The sequence below is a fragment of the Cypionkella aquatica genome, from assembly GCF_030161095.1.
GTDB classification, from domain to species: Bacteria; Pseudomonadota; Alphaproteobacteria; order Rhodobacterales; family Rhodobacteraceae; genus Cypionkella; species Cypionkella aquatica.
Genome location: NZ_BSPP01000011.1, coordinates 269,793 through 290,491 on the forward strand (window position 1 = coordinate 269,793; position 20,699 = coordinate 290,491).

Sequence of the window (20,699 nt, forward strand, 5' to 3'; positions counted from 1 at the left end):
GCGGCCATATGCGGTGCTGGATTTGTGGCGGCTTTGGTCTGTTAACCAAACTGCGGCGAATCAGCGCCGCAGTTCCGCAAAAACGAACACCCGGATAGCCGAGGCGAGGCCGATGTCATCCTCTCGGCCCGCGTCGATCTCGGCGGCAAGGGCGTTGAGGGTTTGGCCACGGGCACGGGCGATTTCGCAGAAACCGTCCCAGAACGCCGCCTCTAGCGACACAGAGGTGCGGTGGCCTTTCAGCGTGAGGGAATGTTTGACGGGACGGCCGCTCATTCTGGGTCTTTTGGTGTCATCGCATGGCCGTCGAGATCGCGCTTGGCCTTTTCAAGCTGTGCGGCCTCAAGCCGTTTGTCGACTTTGCGGCGACCGAATTTCACAGCGTTGGCGTCCGCCTGCGCGCGGGTTTCCAGCCGTTCTTTGGCTTTCCGCACCGCGCGCAGGTTGATAATTTCTGCCATTAGCCTTTCGGCCCAACCATGTCTTCTGGCCGCACGACGCGGTCAAAAGTTTCGCCATCCACATAGCCCAAAGCGATGGCTTCCTCGCGCAGGGTAGTGCCGTTTTTATGCGCGGTTTTGGCGACTTTGGTGGCGGCATCATAGCCGATGGTCGGGGCCAAAGCGGTGACCAGCATCAGCGATTCCTTCATCAGCTTGTCGATGCGGGGAATGTTGGCCTCGGTGCCGATCACCATGTTATCGGTAAATGAGCCTGCGGCGTCGCCCAAAAGTTGCATGGATTGCAAGACGTTATAGGACATCATCGGGTTGTAGACGTTCAGCTCGAAATGGCCCTGCGATCCGGCAAAACCGACAGCTGCATCATTGCCCATCACCTGCGCGCAAACCATGGTCAGAGCCTCGGCCTGAGTCGGGTTAACCTTGCCCGGCATGATCGACGATCCCGGCTCGTTTTCCGGCAAGATCAACTCGCCCAGACCCGAGCGTGGGCCGGAGCCGAGCAAGCGCAGGTCGTTGGCGATCTTGAACAGCGAGGCTGCGACGGTTTTCAGCGCGCCTGAGAACATCACCATCGCATCATGCGCGGCCAAAGCCTCGAATTTATTCGGGGCGGTGACGAAAGGCAGGTCGGTGATCTCGGCAATCGCTGCCGCGACGCGGGTATCCCAGCCGACGCGGGTGTTCAGGCCGGTGCCAACTGCGGTGCCACCCTGCGCCAGTTCGTAAATATCGGGCAGGCACATCTTGACGCGCGCGATGCCTTTTTCGACCTGTTTGGCGTAGCCGGAAAATTCCTGACCCAAGGTCAGGGGCGTCGCGTCCTGGGTGTGGGTGCGGCCAATCTTGATGATGTCTTTGAAATCATGGGATTTTGCATCCAGCGCTGCGTGCAGTTTTTCCAAGCCCGGCAGCAGGGTGTCGCGCGCCATCATGCCGATGGCGACATGCATCGCGGTGGGGAAAGTGTCGTTGGACGACTGACCCATATTGACGTGATCGTTCGGATGCACGGGTTTTTTGGAGGCCATCACGCCGCCAAGCATTTCAATCGCGCGGTTTGAGATCACCTCATTCGCGTTCATGTTCGACTGGGTGCCAGAGCCGGTTTGCCAGACCACCAGCGGGAAGTTGTCGTCGAACTTGCCGTCGATCACCTCTTGCGCGGCTTTCGCAATCGTTTCGCCCAATGCCGCATCAATGTCGCCTTGCGCGATATTGACCAGCGCACAGGCCTTTTTGATCACGCCCAAAGCGCGGACGATGGCCGTGGGCTGACGCTCCCACCCGATCGGGAAATTCAGGATCGAGCGCTGGGTCTGCGCGCCCCAGTATTTATCGGCAGGAACCTCTAGCGGGCCAAAGCTGTCGGTTTCGGTACGAGTGGCGGACATATGCAAGCCTCTTGGATGGGATGGCTGTGGCATAGCGGGGAAATGTTAAGAATTCAATCGGTATGCAGATGTATACCAAATCGCCATGCCAGAACTGCGTGGTTTTTACGCCCTGCGGAAGTGGAAAACCCGGGCGGGGGGGATGTTGAGCCAGACTTTCGGGCCTGCGCTGACCTTCAGGCCCAGTTTCGCAAGCTGCTCCTCCGTCAGGGCCGGTTTGGTGCCATAGGTGAACTGGACGTAAACGCCATCAGGGGCAAGGATGTCGAAGGCGGCTTTGACGATGGATTCGCGCACCGCCAGCGGCATCGACAGCAGCGGCAGGCCGGAAATGACGGCCGAGACGCCGGGCTTCATATCGCCCACAACGGCTTGGGCGGCGGCGTTGTGAATGGTGACTTTGGGAAATTTCGCGCGCAACAGCTTGGTGAAGCTGGGGCTCATTTCATAGAGGGTCAGGTTTTCCGGCGGCACGCCTGCGGCCAGAATACCTTCGGTCAGAACGCCTGTGCCAGGGCCGAATTCAACGACGCGGCCCGAGTTTGGACCCAAGCCCTGCGCCATGGCGCGCGCCAGCCAGCGGGAGGATGGCACGACAGACGACACTTGCAGCGGATTGGTCAGAAATTGACGCAAGAACAGCGCAGCCTCTTTGGCCATGGCAGGCTTCCTTATCGGTTATTGCTTGCGGAACTTGTCCAAGCGCAGGATTTGCGCATCGCCTTGCGGCGGGGTTGGATCGTCTTCGGGATCGTTTTCGTCATCCTCGTCTTCGTCGTCATCCTCGTGGGTTTCAAACCGCAGGCCAAATTCAACCGACGGATCGACAAAGGTGCGCACGGCGTCGAAGGGGATCACCAAATGCTCGGGCTGATTGCCGAAATTCAGTGTGATTTCAAAGCCGTCGTCGGAGACGATCAGGTCTTCAAACCAATGCTGCACCACTATCGTCATCTCACCCGGATAGCGCGAGCGCAACCAATCGGCCATGACAACGCCGTCAATCGTGGTGTCAAAGGTGATGAAGAAATGGTGCGCGCCGGGCAGACCTTCGGCCCCTACATCCTTGAGAACGGTCTGAATCAATCCCCGCATCGCGCGGTGCATGAGGTTTCCGTAATCAATAGATTTCGCCATGAGCCGCCCCTTTGTAATTCGGTCAGCATAGGGGATTTGGTTTCAAAGGGAAGGGGGGCGGCTCAGAATGCTGCAACTGCAGCGGAAGAAATCGCGCAGAGGGCGAGTACCGCGGGCAAGGGCCAGTGGCGGCGCAGCAGTAGGTAGGCGGCGATCAGCGCAAGGGCTGTCGGCAGCAGTTTCAGGCTGGTAAGGTCGGGGGCGATCAGGTGGAGCGGGCCAAAGCTGACGGTGCTGACGGCGGCGAAGATCACATGCGCGGCAAACCAGAGTGACAAGTTGGCGATGGTGCCGACGACGGCTGCGGTGATGGCTTGCAGGGCTTGGGACAGGCGGGGGGCGTGGGTTAGCCGGGCGATCCACGGGGCTCCGGCAAAGACCCACAGAAAGCAGGGGGCAAAGGTCATCCAGAGCGTGATTGCGGCGGCGGCAAGGGCCATGGGGATGCCCTGTTTGACGGCGGCAAGGTAGCCCACAAATTCGGTCACAAGGATCAGCGGGCCGGGGGTGGTTTCAGCCAGACCCAGCCCATCAATCATTTGAGGCAGGGTAAGCCATTGTTTTTGCTGCACCACATCCTGCGCCATCCATGTCAACACAGCATAGGCGCCGCCGAAGGTCAGCACCGCAAGCTTTGAGAAGAACAGCGCGATCTCGGCGAGGATGGGTGGGGCGAACAGCAGGATCAGGGCAAGCGGGATCAGCCAGACCGCAGCCCAGATGGCTGTGGCTTTCAGGGTTTCGGCCCATGGCGCGGCGGTTGTCGGGGCGGTTGTTCTAGGGGGGGTGGCGGTGAAAAAGCCCCATGCTCCGGCGGCAAGGATCACGGCGGGGAAGGGGGCTGCAAAGGCGAACAAGGCCGTGAAAGCAAGCGCGGCGATGATCCATTGCGCGCGGGATTTCAGGGCGCGTTTTGACACACGCAGCAGGGCCTCTATCACCACGGCAAGCACGGCGGCTTGGATGCCGGTGAACAAGGCGGCGACGAGCGGGATGTCGCCCCAAGCGGCGTAAATCATGGATAATGCTAGCACGATAGCCGCACCGGGGAGGACGAACAGGCCCCCCGCGATCAGCCCGCCAATGGTGCCGTGTTTGCGCCAGCCGATCCATGTCGCCAATTGCATCGCCTCGGGTCCGGGCAACAGCATGCAGAAAGAGAGGGCCGAGAGGTATTCTTCCTCGGTCACCCATTTTTTTTCATCGACAAGCTCGCGGTGCATCAATGCGATTTGGGCTGCGGGACCGCCGAAGGACAGGATGCCGATGCGGGCGAAGGCACGGGTAAGGTCGGGGAGTGTGGTCATTGCGCACGCCCTGCTGGCCAGTCGTGGCCTTCGTCATGGCCATCGCGTGCCCAACGGTAGAGCGCGTCATAAAGCGTTAATCCGACGGCGAGTTGTTCAAGATCATCGCGGTATTGCCGCGACAGGCCGACAGAAATCGCAAGCAGTCCGGCGGCCTGCGGCGACAGGTCATGACGGTCGGTATCCGCAGCGCGCACCACTGTCGCAAGGCGGCGCAAGGGCGCGGTGTGCAGCGCGAATTCGGTCAGAAAGGTATCAAAGGTGCAGGTATCATCGCGGTGGCTGAAGAAAGTGTCTTCAATGTCAAAGGGGGTGGCATCGAAACGCTCGGCCACCGATTGCACCTCGGACGGCGTGACGAACAGAAAGCGGGCGGTCGGGTCGATGAAGCGGCGGATCAGCCAAGGGCAGGCGATGCGGTCGATTTTCGGGCGGTGGCGTGTGACCCAAAGGTTGGTTTTGGGATAGGCTGAAAGCGGGATCATCGGCAGGGCGGCATCGGCCCAAGCTGTTGATCCACCTTCTAAAATCTGTGCCTCGATGGATTGCGCGCGCAATAGGGCGGCGACGCCTTCGGACAGTTTGCGCCCCTTTTGGCAGACCACGATCACGCGCTTACCCGCCAAGGTGGCAGTGGCGGGGTCGAAGCTGTCATGCGGCCTGACCACGCTTCCGGGGATCAGCCGGGGATCGGCAGCGATGTCTTCGGGGATGCGGACATCAACGATTGCGGGCGCATCGGGCAGGCCAATCAGGCGCATCAGTTGGGCGGGGGTGATCTGGTTTGGGCCGGGCATGGGGCATCCTGTGCGGTGACATGGGATGCGATACTTGGGCCTAAGCCTCACGGGGCGTTCGCGGACCCCATGGGTTTGGATAGGAAATTCGGGGGGGCGCGTCAAGCGTGGGATGCGGACGCGCGTTGGAAAATCTGCGCAGATCTATACGCCGAAGCGGCGCGCAATACTTTGAAAATAAAGGGCTAAGGTGCCGGATTCTGTTGCCAGGTTCCGGCGGACCCCGCCTTACGCGGCTAAGCGCAAGGACTTAGTTTCGGCGACTCGAACTGCTTACGCAGCCAAAGCCATTGCCGGAGCACGGTTGTCATTTGCAACTGTACGTTTGGACCGATAACGGTAGTACCTCACCGAGCAAAAGCTGGCCCCTTTAGACGTTCGTCGATCCTGTTTCGACCCCACACGCCCCAAATGAAAGGGTGAATTGGTGGAGTCGCCGGGTACCGCCCCCGGGTCCGAGCCGTTTATTATGGGTGCGTTTATCGCCATAGTCCGAGTTGCCCCGGACAGAGTGAATATAGGGCCGGGCGGATGCGGGCGCAAGGGGTGAGGGGCAGGCGCGGGGAGGGTCAGGGAGGGGGACGCCCCTCCCTGATGTTTGGCGATCAGAAGCCAGATTTGATCATCTCAAACTCTTGCGTCATGCGATCCCGCATCGCGGGGTCGATCGGGACTTGGCTGAGCAGCGTGCCATCAATCGGGTCAACGTCTGCGGCTTTCAGCTCTTCCATTGGAATGTCCTTCATCGCCACATCATTGGCGTGGACATAGCCGAAGTTTTCCAAAAGCCCCTTGGCCGAGCCGTGATCAAGCCATGCGTTGATGAAATCATAGGCTTTTTCTTCAGAGCCCGGCGCGTCCTTGAAGTTGACGTAGCCGCAGAACCAGTTCGCCACGCCCTCTTTCGGGGTGCGCTGGAACGCCACCGGCACGCCTTCGCGCTTGAGGTTGGCGACACCGTCGTTCCATGTCCACGCGATGACAACTTCGCCGGTTTTCATCAGCTGCGCCAGCTCGGACGGATCCGCCCAATAGGTGCGGACATTGGCATGCGCAAGGCGCAGCCAAGCGGCGGCGGCGGCAAATTGCTCGTCCGTCACATTTGTCCAATCCGACACCCCGGTGGCCAGCAGCGCCAGCGACCAAGTGTCATCGGTGTTGTCGGGCAGCGAGATTTTGCCCGCAAACGCCGGATCGGTGAACACTTGCAGCGAGGCAACCTGATCGGCTTTCACGAGATCGGTGTTATAGGCGACGGCGGTGTAGGCGCCATCGGTGGGAATGTACCAAACCCCACCCTCATCGGCGAAGATCTTGGAGTTTTTGTAACGCTCGCCGATTTCGCCATAAAGCGGGATCTTGCTGACATCCCACGGCTCGATCAGGCCCGCGTCGCGGTATTTCTGCACCATTTGCGCGCAGGGGTGCGCGACATCGGCCTTGAAGCCGTTCGAGACTTTCTGGAAGGCTTCGTCGTCGTCCCCAAAGAAGGAATAGGTCGGCATTTGACCGTTTTTGGCGACATATGCCTCAATCAGGGCCTGATTCTCAAAACCGGCCCAATCGAACACAGTCAGATCGGGGTCGGCGGCATGGGCAAGCGTGGCAAAGCTGAGGGCGATGGCGGTGCTGGAGATCAGATGTGTGAGGCGCATGAAGTTCCTTCCGGCTGTTGGGGGTCGCTTATGAGGTGCGGTTTGAGGATGGGCCAAGGCTAGAGCGGGGGACGCGGTGGCTCAAGTGGTTATTGTGCGGTGGGGCTGGCTTGGGCAGGGTTTGGTCGAATTTTGATCAAAACGGACTTTGCTGCTGGCCGGGTAGGCGGGGGTTTCACACCCGTCATGCCCTAAGTGGGATAGCAGAGCAGACAGGTTGGCCAACGCGGATAGCAATTTTATACAAATTCCGGGGAATTATTTCAGACAGATTTTGGTGGATGGAGCGGGGGGTTTACGGGTTGAAATTCCGCGGCTAGATTTGCTGTGAGCCTGCTTTGTGCAGGATCTGCCATGGCGCCATTGCGGCGTTGCGGCTTGGCTGGAAGACCTGCCACGGCCTTGCTTTTACCGTGGAACTTCGCCGGGCCGTCTGATGAATCGCAATGAAAGAGTGTCTGATGACCCAACTTGATCTGAACTTTGTGCGCAGCCAGTTTCCGGCGTTTGATAGCCCTGTGCTGTCGAGCCATGCGTTTTTTGAAAATGCCGGCGGATCCTATCCCTGCCGTCAGGTGGTGGACCGCCTGCATCGGTTCTATCTTGATCGTAAGGTGCAGCCCTATGGGCCCTATCCGGGTGCGCAGGCCGGCGGGGCCGAGATGGATGAGGCGCGGAGCCGTTTGGCGGGGCTGATCGGGGTGAAGGACGAGCAGGTGTCGTTCGGCCCGTCGACCAGCGCAAATACTTATGTTTTGGCGCAGGCAGTGCGGGTGTGGCTGCGCGGGGCGAATGCCGCGATTGTGGTGACAAATCAGGATCATGAGGCGAATTCGGGCGTCTGGCGGCGGCTGAGCGATGAGGGCATCGAGGTGCGCGAGTGGCAGATTGATCCGCAGACGGGTTCTCTGGATCCGGCGGATCTGCAGGCGTTGCTGGCGGATGGTCGGGTGAAACTGGTCTGTCTGCCGCATTGCTCGAACGTGGTGGCAGAGATCAATGATGTGGCCAGCCTGTCCGCGATGGCCCGGGCTGCGGGGGCGCGGGTCGTGGTGGATGGGGTGTCTTATGCGCCGCATGGGCTGCCGGACTTCGCGGCGCTTGGCTGCGATGTGTATCTGTTTTCGGCCTACAAGACCTACGGGCCGCATCAGGGCATCATGGTGATCTCGGAGGATTTTGGCGCAGAGCTGCCGTCGCAGGGGCATTATTTCAACGCGGGCAGCTTGCATAAGCGCTTCACCCCCGGAGGGCCGGACCATGCGCAGATCGCGGCTTGTGCTGGGATGGCGGACTATATCGACGCTGTGCACACGCATCATTTCGGGGCTGAGAGCGACCCGGCGGCGCGCAATCGGGCGGTGCATGATCTGATGCGGGCGCATGAAGTGGCCGTGGTGGCGCCTTTGTTAGATTATCTGGCGGCGCGCAATGATCTGCGGCTGATCGGGCCGCGACGGGGCGAGGACCGTGCGCCGACGGTGGCGGTGGTGCTGGACCGAGCGGCAGAGCCGGTGTCCGAAGCTTTGGGCCGCGAGGGCATCGGCTGTTGGGCGGGTGATTTCTACGCGGTGCGCCCGTTGACCGCGATGGGGGTCGATCTGGAGCAGGGCGTGCTGCGGATGTCTTTGGTGCATTACACCTCGGCCGAAGATGTTTCCAAATTGATCGCTGCATTGGACCGCGTGTTGTAACGATTCTTCACCTAAAAAATCGGGGGGCTGTGCGCCCCCCGCCTTTGGCTTCCCCGGCAGGATATTTGTGCACAGAAGATGGAACTTGTGATCTGACTGCACGTCTGATGCGTAAGCATTTGAAAGTTGTGGGATGTGATGACAGATAAGCCGTTGATTTTGTGGTTCAGGCGGGATTTCAGGCTGTCGGACCATCCGATGCTGGCGCAAGCTGTGGCGACGGGTCGCCCCCTTATCCCGGTGTTCGTGCTTGATGCGCAGGCCGAAGTTTTGGGCGCTGCGGCGAAGTGGCGGCTGGGCTTGGCTTTGGCACATTTTTCTCAGGTTCTTGCCAGATTGGGGCAGCGGCTGATCTTGCGGCGCGGCGATCCATTGGCAATTTTGCAGGATTTGGTTGCTGAGACTGGCGCTGCGGGCGTTATGTGGCAGCGGATGTATGATCCGCAGGCGGTGGCGCGGGATACAGCGGTGAAAGCTGCATTGAAGGCCAAGGGTTTGGTTGCGGAAAGTTTCCCGGGGGCCCTGCTGATCGAACCTTGGGAGGTGGCGACCGGGCAGGGTGGCTTTTATAAAGTGTATTCGCCGTTCTGGCGGGCGGTGTCCGCGCGTGGCTTTGCGGCACCTGTGCCGTCGGTGACTTCGATGTGCACGCCCGATGTCTGGCCAGCCTCTGACAATTTGGCGGATTGGCAGCTGGGGGCTGCGATGCGGCGCGGGGCTGCGGTGTGCTTGCCGCATCAGCGGGTTGGGGAAGCCAAGGCTTTGGCCCGGCTTGATGAGTTCATAGAAGAGAGCGTCGAGCGCTATCGTGCGGCGCGGGATTTTCCGGGGCAGATTGGCGCGACTTCGGGATTGTCAGAGAACCTCGCTTGGGGAGAAATCGGGCCGCGGACGATTTGGGCGGCCGGACAGCGCGCGTTGCATGAGGGCGCTGCGGGTGCCGAACATTTTTGCAAGGAACTGGTCTGGCGCGAGTTCGCCTATCATTTGATGCATCATTCACCGCAGATTTTGACGCAAAGCTGGCGCGACGGCTGGGAAGGTTTTGCGTGGCGCGGTGATAACCCGGATGCCGAGGCCTGGCGGCGCGGCATGACCGGCGAGCCGTTTGTCGATGCCGCGATGCGGGAGATGTATGTCACCGGGCGGATGCACAATCGTGCGCGGATGGTGGTGGCCTCGTATCTGACCAAGCATCTGCTGACCGATTGGCGGGTGGGGCAGGCGTGGTTTGCTGAGTGTCTGACCGATTGGGATGAGGCCGCCAATGCGATGGGCTGGCAATGGGTTGCGGGCTCTGGTCCCGATGCGGCACCCTATTTCCGGGTGTTCAATCCGGCGGGTCAGGCGGAAAAATTTGACAGCGATGCGGCCTATCGGCGACGCTGGCTTGCCGAGATCAGCCCAAAACCGGGGCCGGATGCGCTGAGTTACTTTGCGGCGGTGCCAGAGCGCTGGCAGTTGCGCCCGCGCGCGGCCTATCCTGCGCCGATTGTGACGCTGGCCGAGGGGCGGGCGCGGGCTTTGGCGGCTTATGCGGCGCGGGATGGTGCCGAACCAACACAGACACACGGGGAAGAATGATGGACGTGCTGCGGACAACCAAGGGCCAGAAGCGCCTGCCTCGTTACTTTGCGACGGTGTTTGAAATGGCGCAAAAGCTGCGCCATGGCCGGATGGATTTCGTGCTGCCGGATGGACGGCGGTTTCGGGTTGAGGGCCAGGCGCCCGGACCTGCGGCTGAGATTGAGGTCCACGATCCCGACCTGTTCGCGCGGCTGATCCGCGAGGGCGATCTGGGGTTTTGTGAGGCTTATGTCGAAGGCGGTTGGTCCAGCCCGGATCTGATGACCTTTATGGATCTGGTGCATGAGGGCAATGGCGACGTGTATGACGCTTTCCCGGGCATGGCTTTGGTGCGGGCATACGAACGGTTTCGGTTCTGGCTGCAGTCAAACTCCAAACGGCAGGCCAAGAAGAATATCGCGGCGCATTATGATCTGGGCAACGACTTTTACCGGTTGTGGCTGGATGACAGCATGACCTATTCGGCGGCGATTTATCGCACTGGTCAGGAAAGTTTGGAAACCGCACAGGCGCAGAAATATGCCTCGATGGTCGATCAAATGGGGGTGAAAGCCGGCGATCATGTGCTGGAAATCGGCTGTGGTTGGGGTGGTTTTGCTGAATATGCCGCGAAAGAGCGTGGGCTGCGGGTGACGGCTTTGACGATTTCGCAGGCGCAACATGATTATGCAGTGGCACGGATGCAACGGCTGGGGCTGTCCGAGCAGGTGCAGATCAAGCTGCAGGACTACCGCGACGAGACCGGGCTTTACGACGGGATCGCCAGTATCGAGATGTTTGAGGCGGTGGGCGAGAAGTATTGGCCCGTCTATTTCGACACGGTGCGGGATCGGTTGAAACCCGGGGCAAGTGCGACATTGCAGGTGATCACCGTGCAAGAGGCGCGGTTTGAAACCTACCGTAAGGCCGTTGATTTCATTCAAAAATACATCTTTCCGGGCGGCATGCTGCCCAGCCCGTCGGTATTGCGCCGCGAGGCAGAGCGCGCTGGGCTGCGGGTGAAAGGGTCGATCGAGTTTGGCAAAAGCTACAGCCAGACTTTGCGGCGCTGGTACGAGGTTTTCAACGCGCGCTGGGCCGAGGCTTCGGGTCTGGGCTTTGACGATCGCTTCCGTCGGATGTGGAACTTTTACCTCGCCTCTTGTGCGGGCACGTTTGAGGGTGGAAACTGCGATGTAACGCAGATCACCCTGACCCGTCCGGTTGGATAAAGCGCAGGCGATCTGAGCCGTTGTTGAGAAGGATCGCCATGCCAACCGCTTCAAAACTTGTGGCAGCCGTCTGCTTTGCCGTGTTGGGCTTTGTCGCCGCGCTGACCTTTCGCAAATATCTGCCCGAGGGCACGCCCGTGGGGTTTTTCCGCGAAATTACCGCCGCGATTGGCTTTGCGGTCGGTTGGTTTTTGATGGGAAAGTTGACCCGTCAAGGCTACCGCGAGGCGATCAATTCGGGGGTGATGACGGCGCTGGTGTTGGTGTTCTGGGTGCTCGTGACGTTTTCGATCTACTACATGCTGAAAAAATCCAGCCGCATGATGTATGACGGCCCGTCAGAGGCGGTGCTGGGCGTGTTTCAACTGATGTACGACTATGGCCGGATGCTGATTGTGCCGGATATGGCGGTCGTGGTGCTGGGCGGTGGTGCTCTGGCCGGGTTGATCACGGAATGGGCGGGGAAGCGCTGGTCTTGAACCGTTTGTATTTCTTTTGCGGCACGCTGCGGCATTTGCCGCTTTTGGAAATCGTGCTGGGCCATCCGGTGGTGGCAGAGCCCGCTTGGCTGGCCGATCATGCGCTTTACTGCGCGACAGACAGTAGTTTTCCGGCGGTGGTGCCGCAACCGGGCGCGCGGGCCGAGGGGATTTTGCTGCGGGTTGGCACTGATCTTGAGGTGGCGCGGCTGGATTTCTTCGAGGGCGGTTTTGGCTTTAGCGCGCATCCGATGCAGGTGATGCAGCAGGGCGGAGCCGTCGAGGCTTTGGTGTTTCATCCAGAACCTTTGGGACATAAGCCCGCACTTGGCGCGCCGTGGCGGTTGCAGGATTGGCAGGCGCAATATGGCGCAGAGTTTGAGGCGATGGCGCGGGATTATCTGGCGCTGTTTGGGGTAAAGCCGCCACGGGCGGTGGCGGCGCGGTTTGAGCAGATGCTGACCCGTGGCGCGTCACGGGTGAGGGCCGGGCGTGCGGGTGCAGTGACGCTGCGCCATAATGCGGTGGCGGCGGATGTGGCGGTGGCCGCAAGACGCGAACCCTATGCGCGGTTTTTCGCCATCGAAGAGGTCGATATCAGCTTTCGCCGCTTTGATGGCAGCATGAGCCCGCAAGTGACGCGGGCGGGATTTATCGCCTCCGATGCGGTGACGGTGTTGCCCTATGATCCTGTGCGCGACCGGGTTCTGGTGGTAGATCAGTTCCGCGCCGGGCCCTATTTGCGCGGCGATCCGCAGCCGTGGCAGATCGAGGCGATTGCGGGGAGGATTGATTCCGGCGAGACTCCTATTGAGGCCGCGCGACGCGAGGCAGTGGAAGAAGCGGGTCTGGTGCTGGATGATCTGCTGCCCATTGCCAGCTATTACCCAAGCCCGGGCTGTTCATCCGAGTATCTGTATTCGTTCGTAGCACTGACCGATTTGCCCGATGCGGCGGCGGGGGTGTTTGGGGTGGAGGGCGAGGCGGAAGATATTCGCGGCCATCTGCTTAGCTTTGCGCGGTTGATGGAGCTGGTGACGTCGGGCGAGATTTCCAACGCGCCGACGCTGCTAAGCGCGCTGTGGCTGGCCCAAAACCGGGATCGGTTGCGCAAGGCTTGACCCAGCGCAACCGATTTCCGGCGCGGAAATCGTGCCGGAATTTTGGAAAATTCCGGTTGCGCGGGGGGCAGCGGCGCTACAGCGCGAGTTTTGTCCAAGCGCCGTTTTTGGCAGAAGACCGGACGCAGGCATCGACAAAGGCGACGCCTTCAAGCCCCTCTTTCAGGCCCGGGAAGCTGACGGCAGCATCCAAGGCGCTGCCATCGCGCCGCGCGATGATGGCGCGACCGGCTTCGGCGTAGATATTGGCGAAGCCTTCCAGATAACCTTCGGGGTGGCCGGGGGGGATGCGGGTGACGCGGGCTGCGGCTTCTCCGGATCCCGCCCCACCACGGGTCAGACGGTAGCGAGGCGCACCGATGGGCGTGACCCACAGGTAATTGGGGTTCTCTTGCTCCCATTCGATGCCCGCTTTGGTGCCATAAATCCGCAGGCGCAGGCCGTTTTCCTGACCTGCCGCGACTTGTGAACACCACAGCATGCCCCGCGCGCCAGAATTGTAGCGCAGCAGCACATGGGCGTTGTCATCAACGCGGCGACCGGGGACGAAGCTTTGCAGGTCGGCGGCGAGTTCGGTGAGGGTGAGGCCGCTGACAAAATTGGCAAGGTTGAAGGCATGGGTGCCAATGTCGCCGGTTGAACCGCCCGCACCAGAGCGCGCCGGGTCGGTGCGCCAATCGGCCTGTTTGTTGTCAACCTCATGCGCCAGCCAGTCTTGCGCGTATTCGACCTGCACCAGACGGATCTCGCCCAGATCGCCCGCTTGCACCATGGCTTTGGCTTGGCGGATCATCGGGTAGCCGGTGTAGTTATGGGTCAGCGCGAACACCACGCCTGAGGCTTCGGCGGCTTTGGCGAGTTTCTTCGCTTCGGGCAAGGTTGCGGTCAGCGGTTTGTCACAGATCACATGGATGCCACGCTTCAGAAACTCCAAGGCGACCGGAGCGTGCATGTGGTTCGGTGTGACGATGGCGACGGCCTCAATGCCGTCTTTGCGCCGCGCTTCTTTCTGCGCCATCTCGGCGAAGGAGCCGTAGCTGCGTGAAACCCCAAGATCGGCAGCCGAGGCAGCGGAGCGGTCGGGGTCGGATGAAAACGCGCCGGCGACCAGTTCGTATTGGTCGTCAATGCGGCTGGCGATGCGGTGGACGGCGCCGATGAAAGCGCCACGGCCGCCGCCGACCATGCCAAGACGGATGCGGGGAGCGCGGGCTGTGTGTGCTGCGGTGATCGCCATGGTTTACTCCAATCCCAACATGCGGCGGTTGGCGGCGCGGTCGGTGCCTGCGTCGGCGAAGTCGTCGAAGGCTTTCTCGGTGACACGGATGATCTGCTTGGCGACATAGGCCGCCCCTTCGCGGGCGCCGTCTTCGGGGTGCTTGATGCAACATTCCCATTCCACCACTGCCCAGCCGTCGAAGCCGTATTGCGTGAGTTTGGAGAAGATGCCGCCGAAATCAACCTGCCCATCGCCGACCGAGCGGAAGCGGCCCGCGCGGTTCACCCAAGACTGGAACCCACCGTAAACGCCTTGGCGCCCTGTTGGGTTCAGCTCGGCATCCTTGACGTGGAACATCTTGATACGCTCGTGATAGATGTCGATATGCTCAAGATAATCAAGGTGTTGCAGCACGTAATGGCTGGGATCGTAAAGCATGTTGGCGCGAGGGTGGTTGTTGACACGCTCCAGAAACATCTCGAACGTCACGCCATCATGCAGGTCTTCGCCAGGGTGAATCTCGTAGGCGAGATCAATGCCGCAGGCGTCGGCGTGGTTCAGAAGCGGTGTCCAGCGGCGGGCGAGTTCGTCAAAGGCTTCCTCGACCAGACCCGCTGGGCGCTGTGGCCATGGGTAAAGGTAGGGCCACGCGAGCGCACCAGAGAAGGTGGCGTGCGCAGTGAGGCCGAGGTTCTTGCTGGCTGTGATCGCTTTGGTGACCTGATCGACCGCCCATTCTTGCCGGGCTTTCGGATTACCGCGCACCGATGGGGCTGCAAAGCCGTCAAACTGAGTGTCATAGGCGGGATGCACGGCAACCAACTGGCCTTGCAGGTGGGTTGAAAGCTCGGTGATTTCCACGCCGTTTTGCACGGCCACGCCCTTCAATTCGTCGCAATAGGTTTTCGACGTTGCGGCTTTATCCAGATCAATCAGCCGCGCATCCCATGACGGCACTTGCACGCCCTTGTAGCCGCAATCGGCGGCCCATTTGGTGATGCTATCAAAGCTGTTGAACGGGGCGCTATCGCCTGCGAATTGCGCCAGAAACAGCGCCGGTCCTTTGATCGTCTTCATGGTCTCTCCCTAGTTTCCCGTGCGGAAGTCCGAGGCTTGCGGCACTTCCAAAGCTTGTCCCTGATCGGCTGCGCGACCCTCTATCGCGGCCATCACTGCATGTGCCAGAAAATTCCCGGCGCGCGCCACATCTTCCTGCACCACGATCATCTCTTTCCGAAATCGGTGCAACAGGCGGATGGCTTCTTTTGCCGAGATGTCGAAATCTTGCCCAATGCGCAGACCGACACGCTCGGCCCCCGCAACGGCGGCAATCGCACCCGTGGTCGATCCCGCGATGATGGCATCGGGCGGATTGCTGGCAAAGCGGCAGGCGATGTCAACTTCGATGGCGTCGGCGGAACTGTCCGAGGTGATTTCATCGGCCAACTCGAACCGCATGCCACGCGCGGCGGCCTCCTGACTGGCGCCCATGATCATGTGGCGGGCATACATGTGGTTGCGCGGCGGGGCGATCATATAGACATGGCGGCGATTGCGGTCGGACAGGGCCTGCACGGCAAGACGACCGTAGCTTTCGTTGTCATAATCGAAATAGGGGTGGTCGAGGCCCATATCGGTGCGGCCATGCGTGGCAAAGGGGATGTTGTGTTCGGTCATGTAGCGGATGCGCGGATCGTCAGGCTTGGTCTGGTTGAGGATAATGCCATCCGCGCTTTCAGATTCGACGATATAGCGCACCGGGTCCATCGGGTCTTGGTCGCGGAAGAACGGCATCACCACCAGATGATAGGCCGTGCCACGCAGGGCATCGGCGATAGAGTATAAAAGCTTTGAAGTATGGTTCATCACATCGGATTCGGTCGACAGCAGCAGGGCGATCACATTGGTCTTGCCTGTGCGCAAACGCACAGCGGCGCGGTTTTGACGGTAGCCTAGGCGCAGTGCGGTTTCGCGCACCCGGCGCTTGGTTTCCTCGCCTATATCGGGGGCATCTTTCAGCGCCCGGCTGACCGTGGCGATCGCAAGCCCGGTGGCGGCTGCGATGGTTTTCAGCGTGGGCCGTTCCGCCCCGACGGGGGGCAGGGGTGATTCTGTCATCGCTTCCATTTCCGAAATCTGCCGCATGGTGTGGCGGTATTTCGCGCATTCTTCCAGCCCTGTGATTCGCTGAAACACCGGGACATGCTGCTTTGCATCCTGTGGTTGCGCGCGCGGGCTGCCCGCCAACTTTCCCGATATTTCAGAGACTTCCACCTTAGACCTGTCGTCAGTGCTTAGGTTTTTCGCGACGACAGTGCCCCCGATCAGGGCGCAGAAATTCACTGGAAACAAGCGAAAAGATTGCTTGATTGAAAAAACTATAACGTTATAGGATCGGACTATAACGATATAGACTTCAAGAATATCAAGCGATCTGGGAGGATCTTATGAAAAATTGGAAACTGGCCGCTGGCCTGCTGTTGTCGGTTGCGCTGCCCTCGCAGGCTTTCGCCACCGACCTAGAGGTTACGCATTGGTGGACAAGCGGCGGTGAGGCTGCGGCGGTGGCAGAGCTGGCCAAGGCGTTTGATGCCTCGGGTGATCACTGGGTGGATGGCGCGATTGCAGGTGGCGGCGATACCGCGCGCCCGGTGATGATCGCGCGGATCACCGGCGGCGATCCGATGGGGGCGACGCAGTTCAACCACGGTCAGCAGGCGTTGGAATTGGTGCAAGCCGGGTTGATGCTGGATCTGACTGATGTGGCCGAGGCCAACAAGTGGCGCGAGGTGGTCAATCCAGTGTCTTTGCTGGATGGTTGCACGATTGACGGCAAGGTTTACTGTGCGCCAATGAACATCCACTCGCCGGAATGGCTTTGGATCAACAACAAGATTTACGAAGATCTGGGCATCCCGGTGCCGCAGAACTGGACCGAATTCGTGGCCTCGGCGCCGCAAGTAGAGGCTGCTGGCAAGATCCCGTTGGCGCTGGGCCGTCAGCCTTGGCAATCGACGCTGGCGTTCAATGCCATTACCGTGGGCGTGGGCGGGCTGGATCTGTGGAAAAAGGTCAACCTTGACAAGGATATGGAGGTCGCCGCGGGGCCCGATATGCTGAAGGTGTTCCAGGCGGCGGCGGATGCGCGCAAGCTGGCGGTGAAATCGACCGTGCAGGATTGGAACCAAGCCACCAACATGGTGATCAGCGGTGACGCGGCAGGCCAGATCATGGGCGATTGGGCGCAGGGCGAATTTGCGGTGGCGGGCAAGGTTGCGGGCAAGGATTACACCTGCCTGCCGGGGCTGGGGTTGAACGCATATCTCTCGACCGGTGGCGATGCGTTCTACTTCCCGAAGCTGAGCGATCCTGATCAGGAAGCTGCACAAAAGCGTCTGGCCGCGTTGTTGGTCAGCCCCGAAGTGCAGGTGGCGTTCAACCTGAAGAAGGGTTCGCTGCCGATCCGGGGTGATATTGATATGTCGTCGGCCAACGATTGCATGAAGAAAGGGCTGGAGATTTTGAAATCCGGCAATGTCGTGCCGTCGGGTGATCAGGCGTGGTCGCCGGATGTGCAGACTCAGCTGAATGACATGCAAAGCGAATTCTGGAGCGCCGACATGACCCCAGAGGATGCGCAGGCGCGCTATGTCGAAATCCTGAAAACCGGGCTGTAAGCCTGCGCCTGCAAAAGCGCCGCCCGACCCGTTCGGGCGGCGCTTTTGTCACCAACTGCGGATTTTCGGGGGGGAAAGCAGAGCATGTCGGGTAAACCAAGGGGGCTGCGGCTGTTTCGCAACCTGAACGCCAAGGTTGCGGCGGTGCCGATGGTGCTGACGACACTGGTGGTGTTTGTCGGCGGCACTTTGTGGACGGTGCTGTATTCTTTCACAAATTCCAAGCTGTTGCCGCGCTGGCAGTTCGTCGGCCTTGATCAGTACAAACGGCTTTGGTCGAACGATCTATGGAATGCCGCGATCTGGAATCTGGCGTTTTACGGCGTGATGTCGCTGATCTTCACCATCGCGATGGGCTTTGTACTGGCGGTGCTGCTGGATCAGAAAATCCGCTTTGAAAGCACGTTCCGCACGATCATGCTCTACCCGTTTGCGCTGTCGTTCATCGTTACGGGCCTTGTCTGGCAGTGGATTTTGAACCCCGAGATGGGGATTCAAGAGGTCGTGCGCCGGATGGGGTTTGAAACCTTTACCTTCGATCCGCTGCACAACCCCGACACGGTGCTGTACGGTTTGCTGATCGCGGGTCTGTGGCAGGGCACGGGGTTTACCATGTGTCTGATGCTGGCAGGTCTGCGCGGCATTGACGAAGATATCTGGAAAGCTGCGCGGGTGGACGGCATCCCAAAGTGGAAAACCTATCTGTTCGTGGTGATCCCGATGATGCGCCCGGTGTTCATCACGACGCTGGTGATCGTCGCGGCGGGTATCATCAAGCTTTATGATCTGGTGGTGGCGCAGACGGCGGGCGGGCCGGGCAATGCCAGCCAAGTGCCTGCGATGTATGTCTATCGCTATATGTTTACAGCCCAAAACCTTGGCCAAGGCTTTGCCGCCAGCACGATGATGCTGTTGTCGGTGCTGATCGTGCTGATCCCGTGGGCCTATCTGGAATTTGGAGGCAAAAAACATGGCTGATGTCAGCATGGCGGGCGTGCAACCGCGCGGGGCCAAGCCTCGCCGCAGGTTCTCGGGCAGCAATATCATGCTGTATGGCGTGTTGTTCGTGGTCTCGGTCTACTACCTGTTGCCGCTTTGGGTGATGGTGATGACCTCGCTGAAAGGCATGCCGGAAATCCGTATGGGCAATATCTTTGCGCCCCCGGTTGAGATCACGTTTCAGCCGTGGGTCAAGGCTTGGTCCGAGGCCTGCACGGGGCTGAATTGCGACGGGCTGTCACGGGGCTTCTGGAACTCGGTGCTGATCACGGTGCCGTCGGTGATCATCTCGATCATCGTCGCATCGGTGAACGGTTATGCACTCGTCAACTGGCGCTTTAAGGGCAGCGAAGTGTTCTTCACTATCCTGATTTTCGGCAGCTTCATCCCTTATCAGATCATGCTGTATCCCATCGTGATCCTACTGCGCGAGCTGGGGATTTACGGGACGCTTTACGGGTTGATCTTGGTGCATACAATCTTCGGGATGCCGATCCTGACCCTGCTGTTCCGCAACTATTTCAGCAGCTTGCCGGAGGAGTTGTTCAAGGCCGCGCGCGTGGATGGGGCCGGGTTCTGGCGGATTTACTTTCAGATCATGGTACCGATGAGCCTGCCGATTTTCGTCGTCGCACTGATCCTGCAAATCACTGGCATCTGGAACGACTTCCTGTTCGGCGTGGTGTTCACCAAGCCCGAGATTTACCCGATGACGGTGCAACTGAATAACATCGTCAACTCGGTGCAGGGCGTGAAGGAATACAACGTCAACATGGCGGCGACTTTGCTGACGGGCCTCGTGCCGCTGTTCGTTTACTTCGTCTCTGGCAAACTTTTTGTGCGCGGCATTGCTGCGGGTGCCGTGAAAGGCTGACCTATGACCCATTCTATCCAAGTCAAAGACCTGACGCTCAGCTTCGGTTCGGTTTCGGTGTTGAAAAATATGAACATCGACGTGGCCGAGGGCGAGTTCATCGTGCTGCTGGGGCCATCGGGCTGCGGGAAATCGACGCTGCTGAACTGTCTGGCGGGATTGTTGGACATCACCGATGGCGAAATCTGGATCAAGGGCAAGAATGTCACTTGGGCCGAGCCGTCCGAGCGTGGCATCGGTATGGTGTTCCAATCCTACGCGCTTTATCCGCAGATGACGGTGCGGGGAAACCTGTCGTTCGGGCTGAAAAACGCGCGGATGCCGAAGGAAGAAATCGACAAACGCATCGCGCGGGCGGCGGAGATCTTGCAGATCGGGCCGCTGCTGGACCGCAAGCCAGCGGCGCTGTCGGGCGGGCAGCGGCAGCGGGTGGCGATTGGGCGGGCGCTGGTGCGTGATGTCGATGTATTCCTGTTTGACGAGCCTTTGTCGAACCTCGATGCCAAGTTGCGCAGCGAGTTGCGGGTGGAAATCAAGCGGCTGCACAGCCGGTTGAACAACACCATGGTTTACGTCACGCATGATCAGATCGAGGCGTTGACACTGGCCGACCGCATCGCGGTGATGCGCGGCGGCATCATCCAGCAACTGGCCGCCCCGCAGGAAATCTACAACCGCCCGTCGAACCTTTTTGTGGCCGGGTTCATCGGCAGCCCGTCGATGAACTTCCTGCATGGCGCGACGGTGGAAGGTGGGCGGGCGTTTCAATTTGGAGCGACGCGGATTGATCTTGCTGGCTATGAGGGCGGTGCGATTTTGGAGCGCCCGAAAGCAATCCTTGGCCTGCGGCCCGAGCATCTGGTGATTCAGGACCACGCCGAGCTGGGGCTGACAATTCCAGCGGTGGTTGAGATTGACGAGCCGATGGGCGCGGATTCTCTGGTGTGGCTGGAGGCCGAGGGCGGCTTGAAAATGTCGGTCCGCGTGCCGGTAGAGCGCCGGATGTCCGCGGGAACGCAGGTGCATCTGAAGGTCGATATTGCCAAAGCTTCGATCTTTGACACGGTTAGCGAGCAGCGGGTTTGAC

General features: G+C 60.1%; 20 protein-coding genes and 1 other RNA gene. 9 read left to right on the top strand and 12 right to left on the bottom strand.

Annotated elements, in window-relative coordinates:
• Positions 1-60: 60 nt before the first annotated feature.
• The 9 genes from QQJ98_RS16710 to QQJ98_RS16750 all read right to left on the bottom strand — a co-directional run bounded on the left by QQJ98_RS16710 (position 61) and on the right by QQJ98_RS16750 (position 6,751).
• Positions 61-276, bottom strand: a complete 216-nt coding sequence (locus QQJ98_RS16710) for a ribbon-helix-helix domain-containing protein (protein ID WP_284326502.1) — start codon at positions 274-276, stop codon at positions 61-63.
• Positions 273-461, bottom strand: coding sequence for a DUF4169 family protein (locus tag QQJ98_RS16715; RefSeq protein ID WP_284326503.1), 189 nt, complete (start codon positions 459-461; stop codon positions 273-275). Before QQJ98_RS16715 ends, QQJ98_RS16710 begins: the two co-directional genes overlap by 4 nt.
• Positions 461-1,855 carry a class II fumarate hydratase gene (gene fumC, locus QQJ98_RS16720; protein ID WP_284326504.1) on the bottom strand — a complete coding sequence of 465 codons (1,395 nt, stop codon included), beginning with the start codon at positions 1,853-1,855 and terminating at the stop codon, positions 461-463. The genes QQJ98_RS16715 and fumC overlap by 1 nt, the downstream gene beginning before the upstream one ends.
• Positions 1,856-1,960: 105 nt before the next feature.
• Positions 1,961-2,515: a class I SAM-dependent methyltransferase gene (locus QQJ98_RS16725; protein WP_284326505.1), complete on the bottom strand. Its 555-nt coding sequence runs from the start codon at positions 2,513-2,515 to the stop codon at positions 1,961-1,963.
• An 18-nt stretch (positions 2,516-2,533) separates the two neighbouring features.
• Positions 2,534-2,992 carry an SspB family protein gene (locus tag QQJ98_RS16730; RefSeq protein WP_284326506.1) on the bottom strand — a complete coding sequence of 153 codons (459 nt, stop codon included), beginning with the start codon at positions 2,990-2,992 and terminating at the stop codon, positions 2,534-2,536.
• Between the two features lie 62 nt (positions 2,993-3,054).
• Complete coding sequence (gene chrA, locus QQJ98_RS16735) at positions 3,055-4,299, bottom strand: chromate efflux transporter (RefSeq protein WP_284326507.1); 1,245 nt, start codon at positions 4,297-4,299, stop codon at positions 3,055-3,057.
• The gene (locus QQJ98_RS16740; RefSeq protein ID WP_284326508.1) at positions 4,296-5,096 is read right to left on the bottom strand and encodes a chromate resistance protein ChrB domain-containing protein; all 801 of its coding nucleotides are present in this window, start codon (positions 5,094-5,096) and stop codon (positions 4,296-4,298) included. The genes chrA and QQJ98_RS16740 overlap by 4 nt, the downstream gene beginning before the upstream one ends.
• A gap of 189 nt (positions 5,097-5,285) precedes the next feature.
• Positions 5,286-5,643, bottom strand: a transfer-messenger RNA (tmRNA) gene (gene ssrA, locus QQJ98_RS16745).
• A 58-nt stretch (positions 5,644-5,701) separates the two neighbouring features.
• Positions 5,702-6,751, bottom strand: coding sequence for an ABC transporter substrate-binding protein (locus QQJ98_RS16750; protein WP_284326509.1), 1,050 nt, complete (start codon positions 6,749-6,751; stop codon positions 5,702-5,704).
• Between the two features lie 461 nt (positions 6,752-7,212).
• Here QQJ98_RS16750 and QQJ98_RS16755 point away from each other — a divergent pair, with 461 nt between their 5' ends.
• The 5 genes from QQJ98_RS16755 to QQJ98_RS16775 all read left to right on the top strand — a co-directional run bounded on the left by QQJ98_RS16755 (position 7,213) and on the right by QQJ98_RS16775 (position 12,843).
• Entirely contained in the window at positions 7,213-8,445 is a 1,233-nt protein-coding gene (locus tag QQJ98_RS16755; RefSeq protein WP_284326510.1) for an aminotransferase class V-fold PLP-dependent enzyme, read from the top strand.
• A gap of 135 nt (positions 8,446-8,580) precedes the next feature.
• Entirely contained in the window at positions 8,581-10,029 is a 1,449-nt protein-coding gene (locus tag QQJ98_RS16760; RefSeq protein ID WP_431307831.1) for a cryptochrome/photolyase family protein, read from the top strand.
• Entirely contained in the window at positions 10,029-11,243 is a 1,215-nt protein-coding gene (locus tag QQJ98_RS16765; RefSeq protein ID WP_284326596.1) for a class I SAM-dependent methyltransferase, read from the top strand. Before QQJ98_RS16760 ends, QQJ98_RS16765 begins: the two co-directional genes overlap by 1 nt.
• A gap of 38 nt (positions 11,244-11,281) precedes the next feature.
• The gene (locus tag QQJ98_RS16770) at positions 11,282-11,722 is read left to right on the top strand and encodes a TrgA family protein (RefSeq protein ID WP_284326512.1); all 441 of its coding nucleotides are present in this window, start codon (positions 11,282-11,284) and stop codon (positions 11,720-11,722) included.
• The gene (locus QQJ98_RS16775; protein ID WP_284326513.1) at positions 11,698-12,843 is read left to right on the top strand and encodes a gamma-glutamylcyclotransferase; all 1,146 of its coding nucleotides are present in this window, start codon (positions 11,698-11,700) and stop codon (positions 12,841-12,843) included. Before QQJ98_RS16770 ends, QQJ98_RS16775 begins: the two co-directional genes overlap by 25 nt.
• A 76-nt stretch (positions 12,844-12,919) precedes the next feature.
• Here QQJ98_RS16775 and QQJ98_RS16780 read toward each other — a convergent pair whose 3' ends face one another.
• The 3 genes from QQJ98_RS16780 to QQJ98_RS16790 are packed head-to-tail and all read right to left on the bottom strand — an operon-like array spanning position 12,920 to position 16,180.
• On the bottom strand, positions 12,920-14,080 hold the full coding sequence (locus QQJ98_RS16780; protein WP_284326514.1) for a Gfo/Idh/MocA family protein: 1,161 nt from the start codon (positions 14,078-14,080) through the stop codon (positions 12,920-12,922).
• A 3-nt stretch (positions 14,081-14,083) separates the two neighbouring features.
• The gene (locus QQJ98_RS16785; protein WP_284326515.1) at positions 14,084-15,139 is read right to left on the bottom strand and encodes a sugar phosphate isomerase/epimerase family protein; all 1,056 of its coding nucleotides are present in this window, start codon (positions 15,137-15,139) and stop codon (positions 14,084-14,086) included.
• Positions 15,140-15,148: 9 nt separating this feature from the next.
• A complete protein-coding gene (locus tag QQJ98_RS16790; protein WP_284326516.1) occupies positions 15,149-16,180 on the bottom strand; it encodes a LacI family DNA-binding transcriptional regulator in 1,032 nt (343 codons plus the stop codon).
• A 329-nt stretch (positions 16,181-16,509) separates the two neighbouring features.
• On the opposite strand from QQJ98_RS16790, the gene QQJ98_RS16795 reads away from it, so the two are divergent.
• The 4 genes from QQJ98_RS16795 to QQJ98_RS16810 all read left to right on the top strand — a co-directional run bounded on the left by QQJ98_RS16795 (position 16,510) and on the right by QQJ98_RS16810 (position 20,698).
• Complete coding sequence (locus QQJ98_RS16795; RefSeq protein WP_284326517.1) at positions 16,510-17,739, top strand: ABC transporter substrate-binding protein; 1,230 nt, start codon at positions 16,510-16,512, stop codon at positions 17,737-17,739.
• Positions 17,740-17,823: 84 nt separating this feature from the next.
• Positions 17,824-18,717 (top strand): carbohydrate ABC transporter permease, encoded by an 894-nt coding sequence (locus QQJ98_RS16800; protein WP_284326518.1) that lies wholly within the window; start codon positions 17,824-17,826, stop codon positions 18,715-18,717.
• Entirely contained in the window at positions 18,710-19,612 is a 903-nt protein-coding gene (locus QQJ98_RS16805; RefSeq protein ID WP_284326519.1) for a carbohydrate ABC transporter permease, read from the top strand. Before QQJ98_RS16800 ends, QQJ98_RS16805 begins: the two co-directional genes overlap by 8 nt.
• Positions 19,613-19,615: 3 nt before the next feature.
• Complete coding sequence (locus tag QQJ98_RS16810) at positions 19,616-20,698, top strand: ABC transporter ATP-binding protein (RefSeq protein WP_284326520.1); 1,083 nt, start codon at positions 19,616-19,618, stop codon at positions 20,696-20,698.
• Position 20,699: the final 1 nt, after the last annotated feature.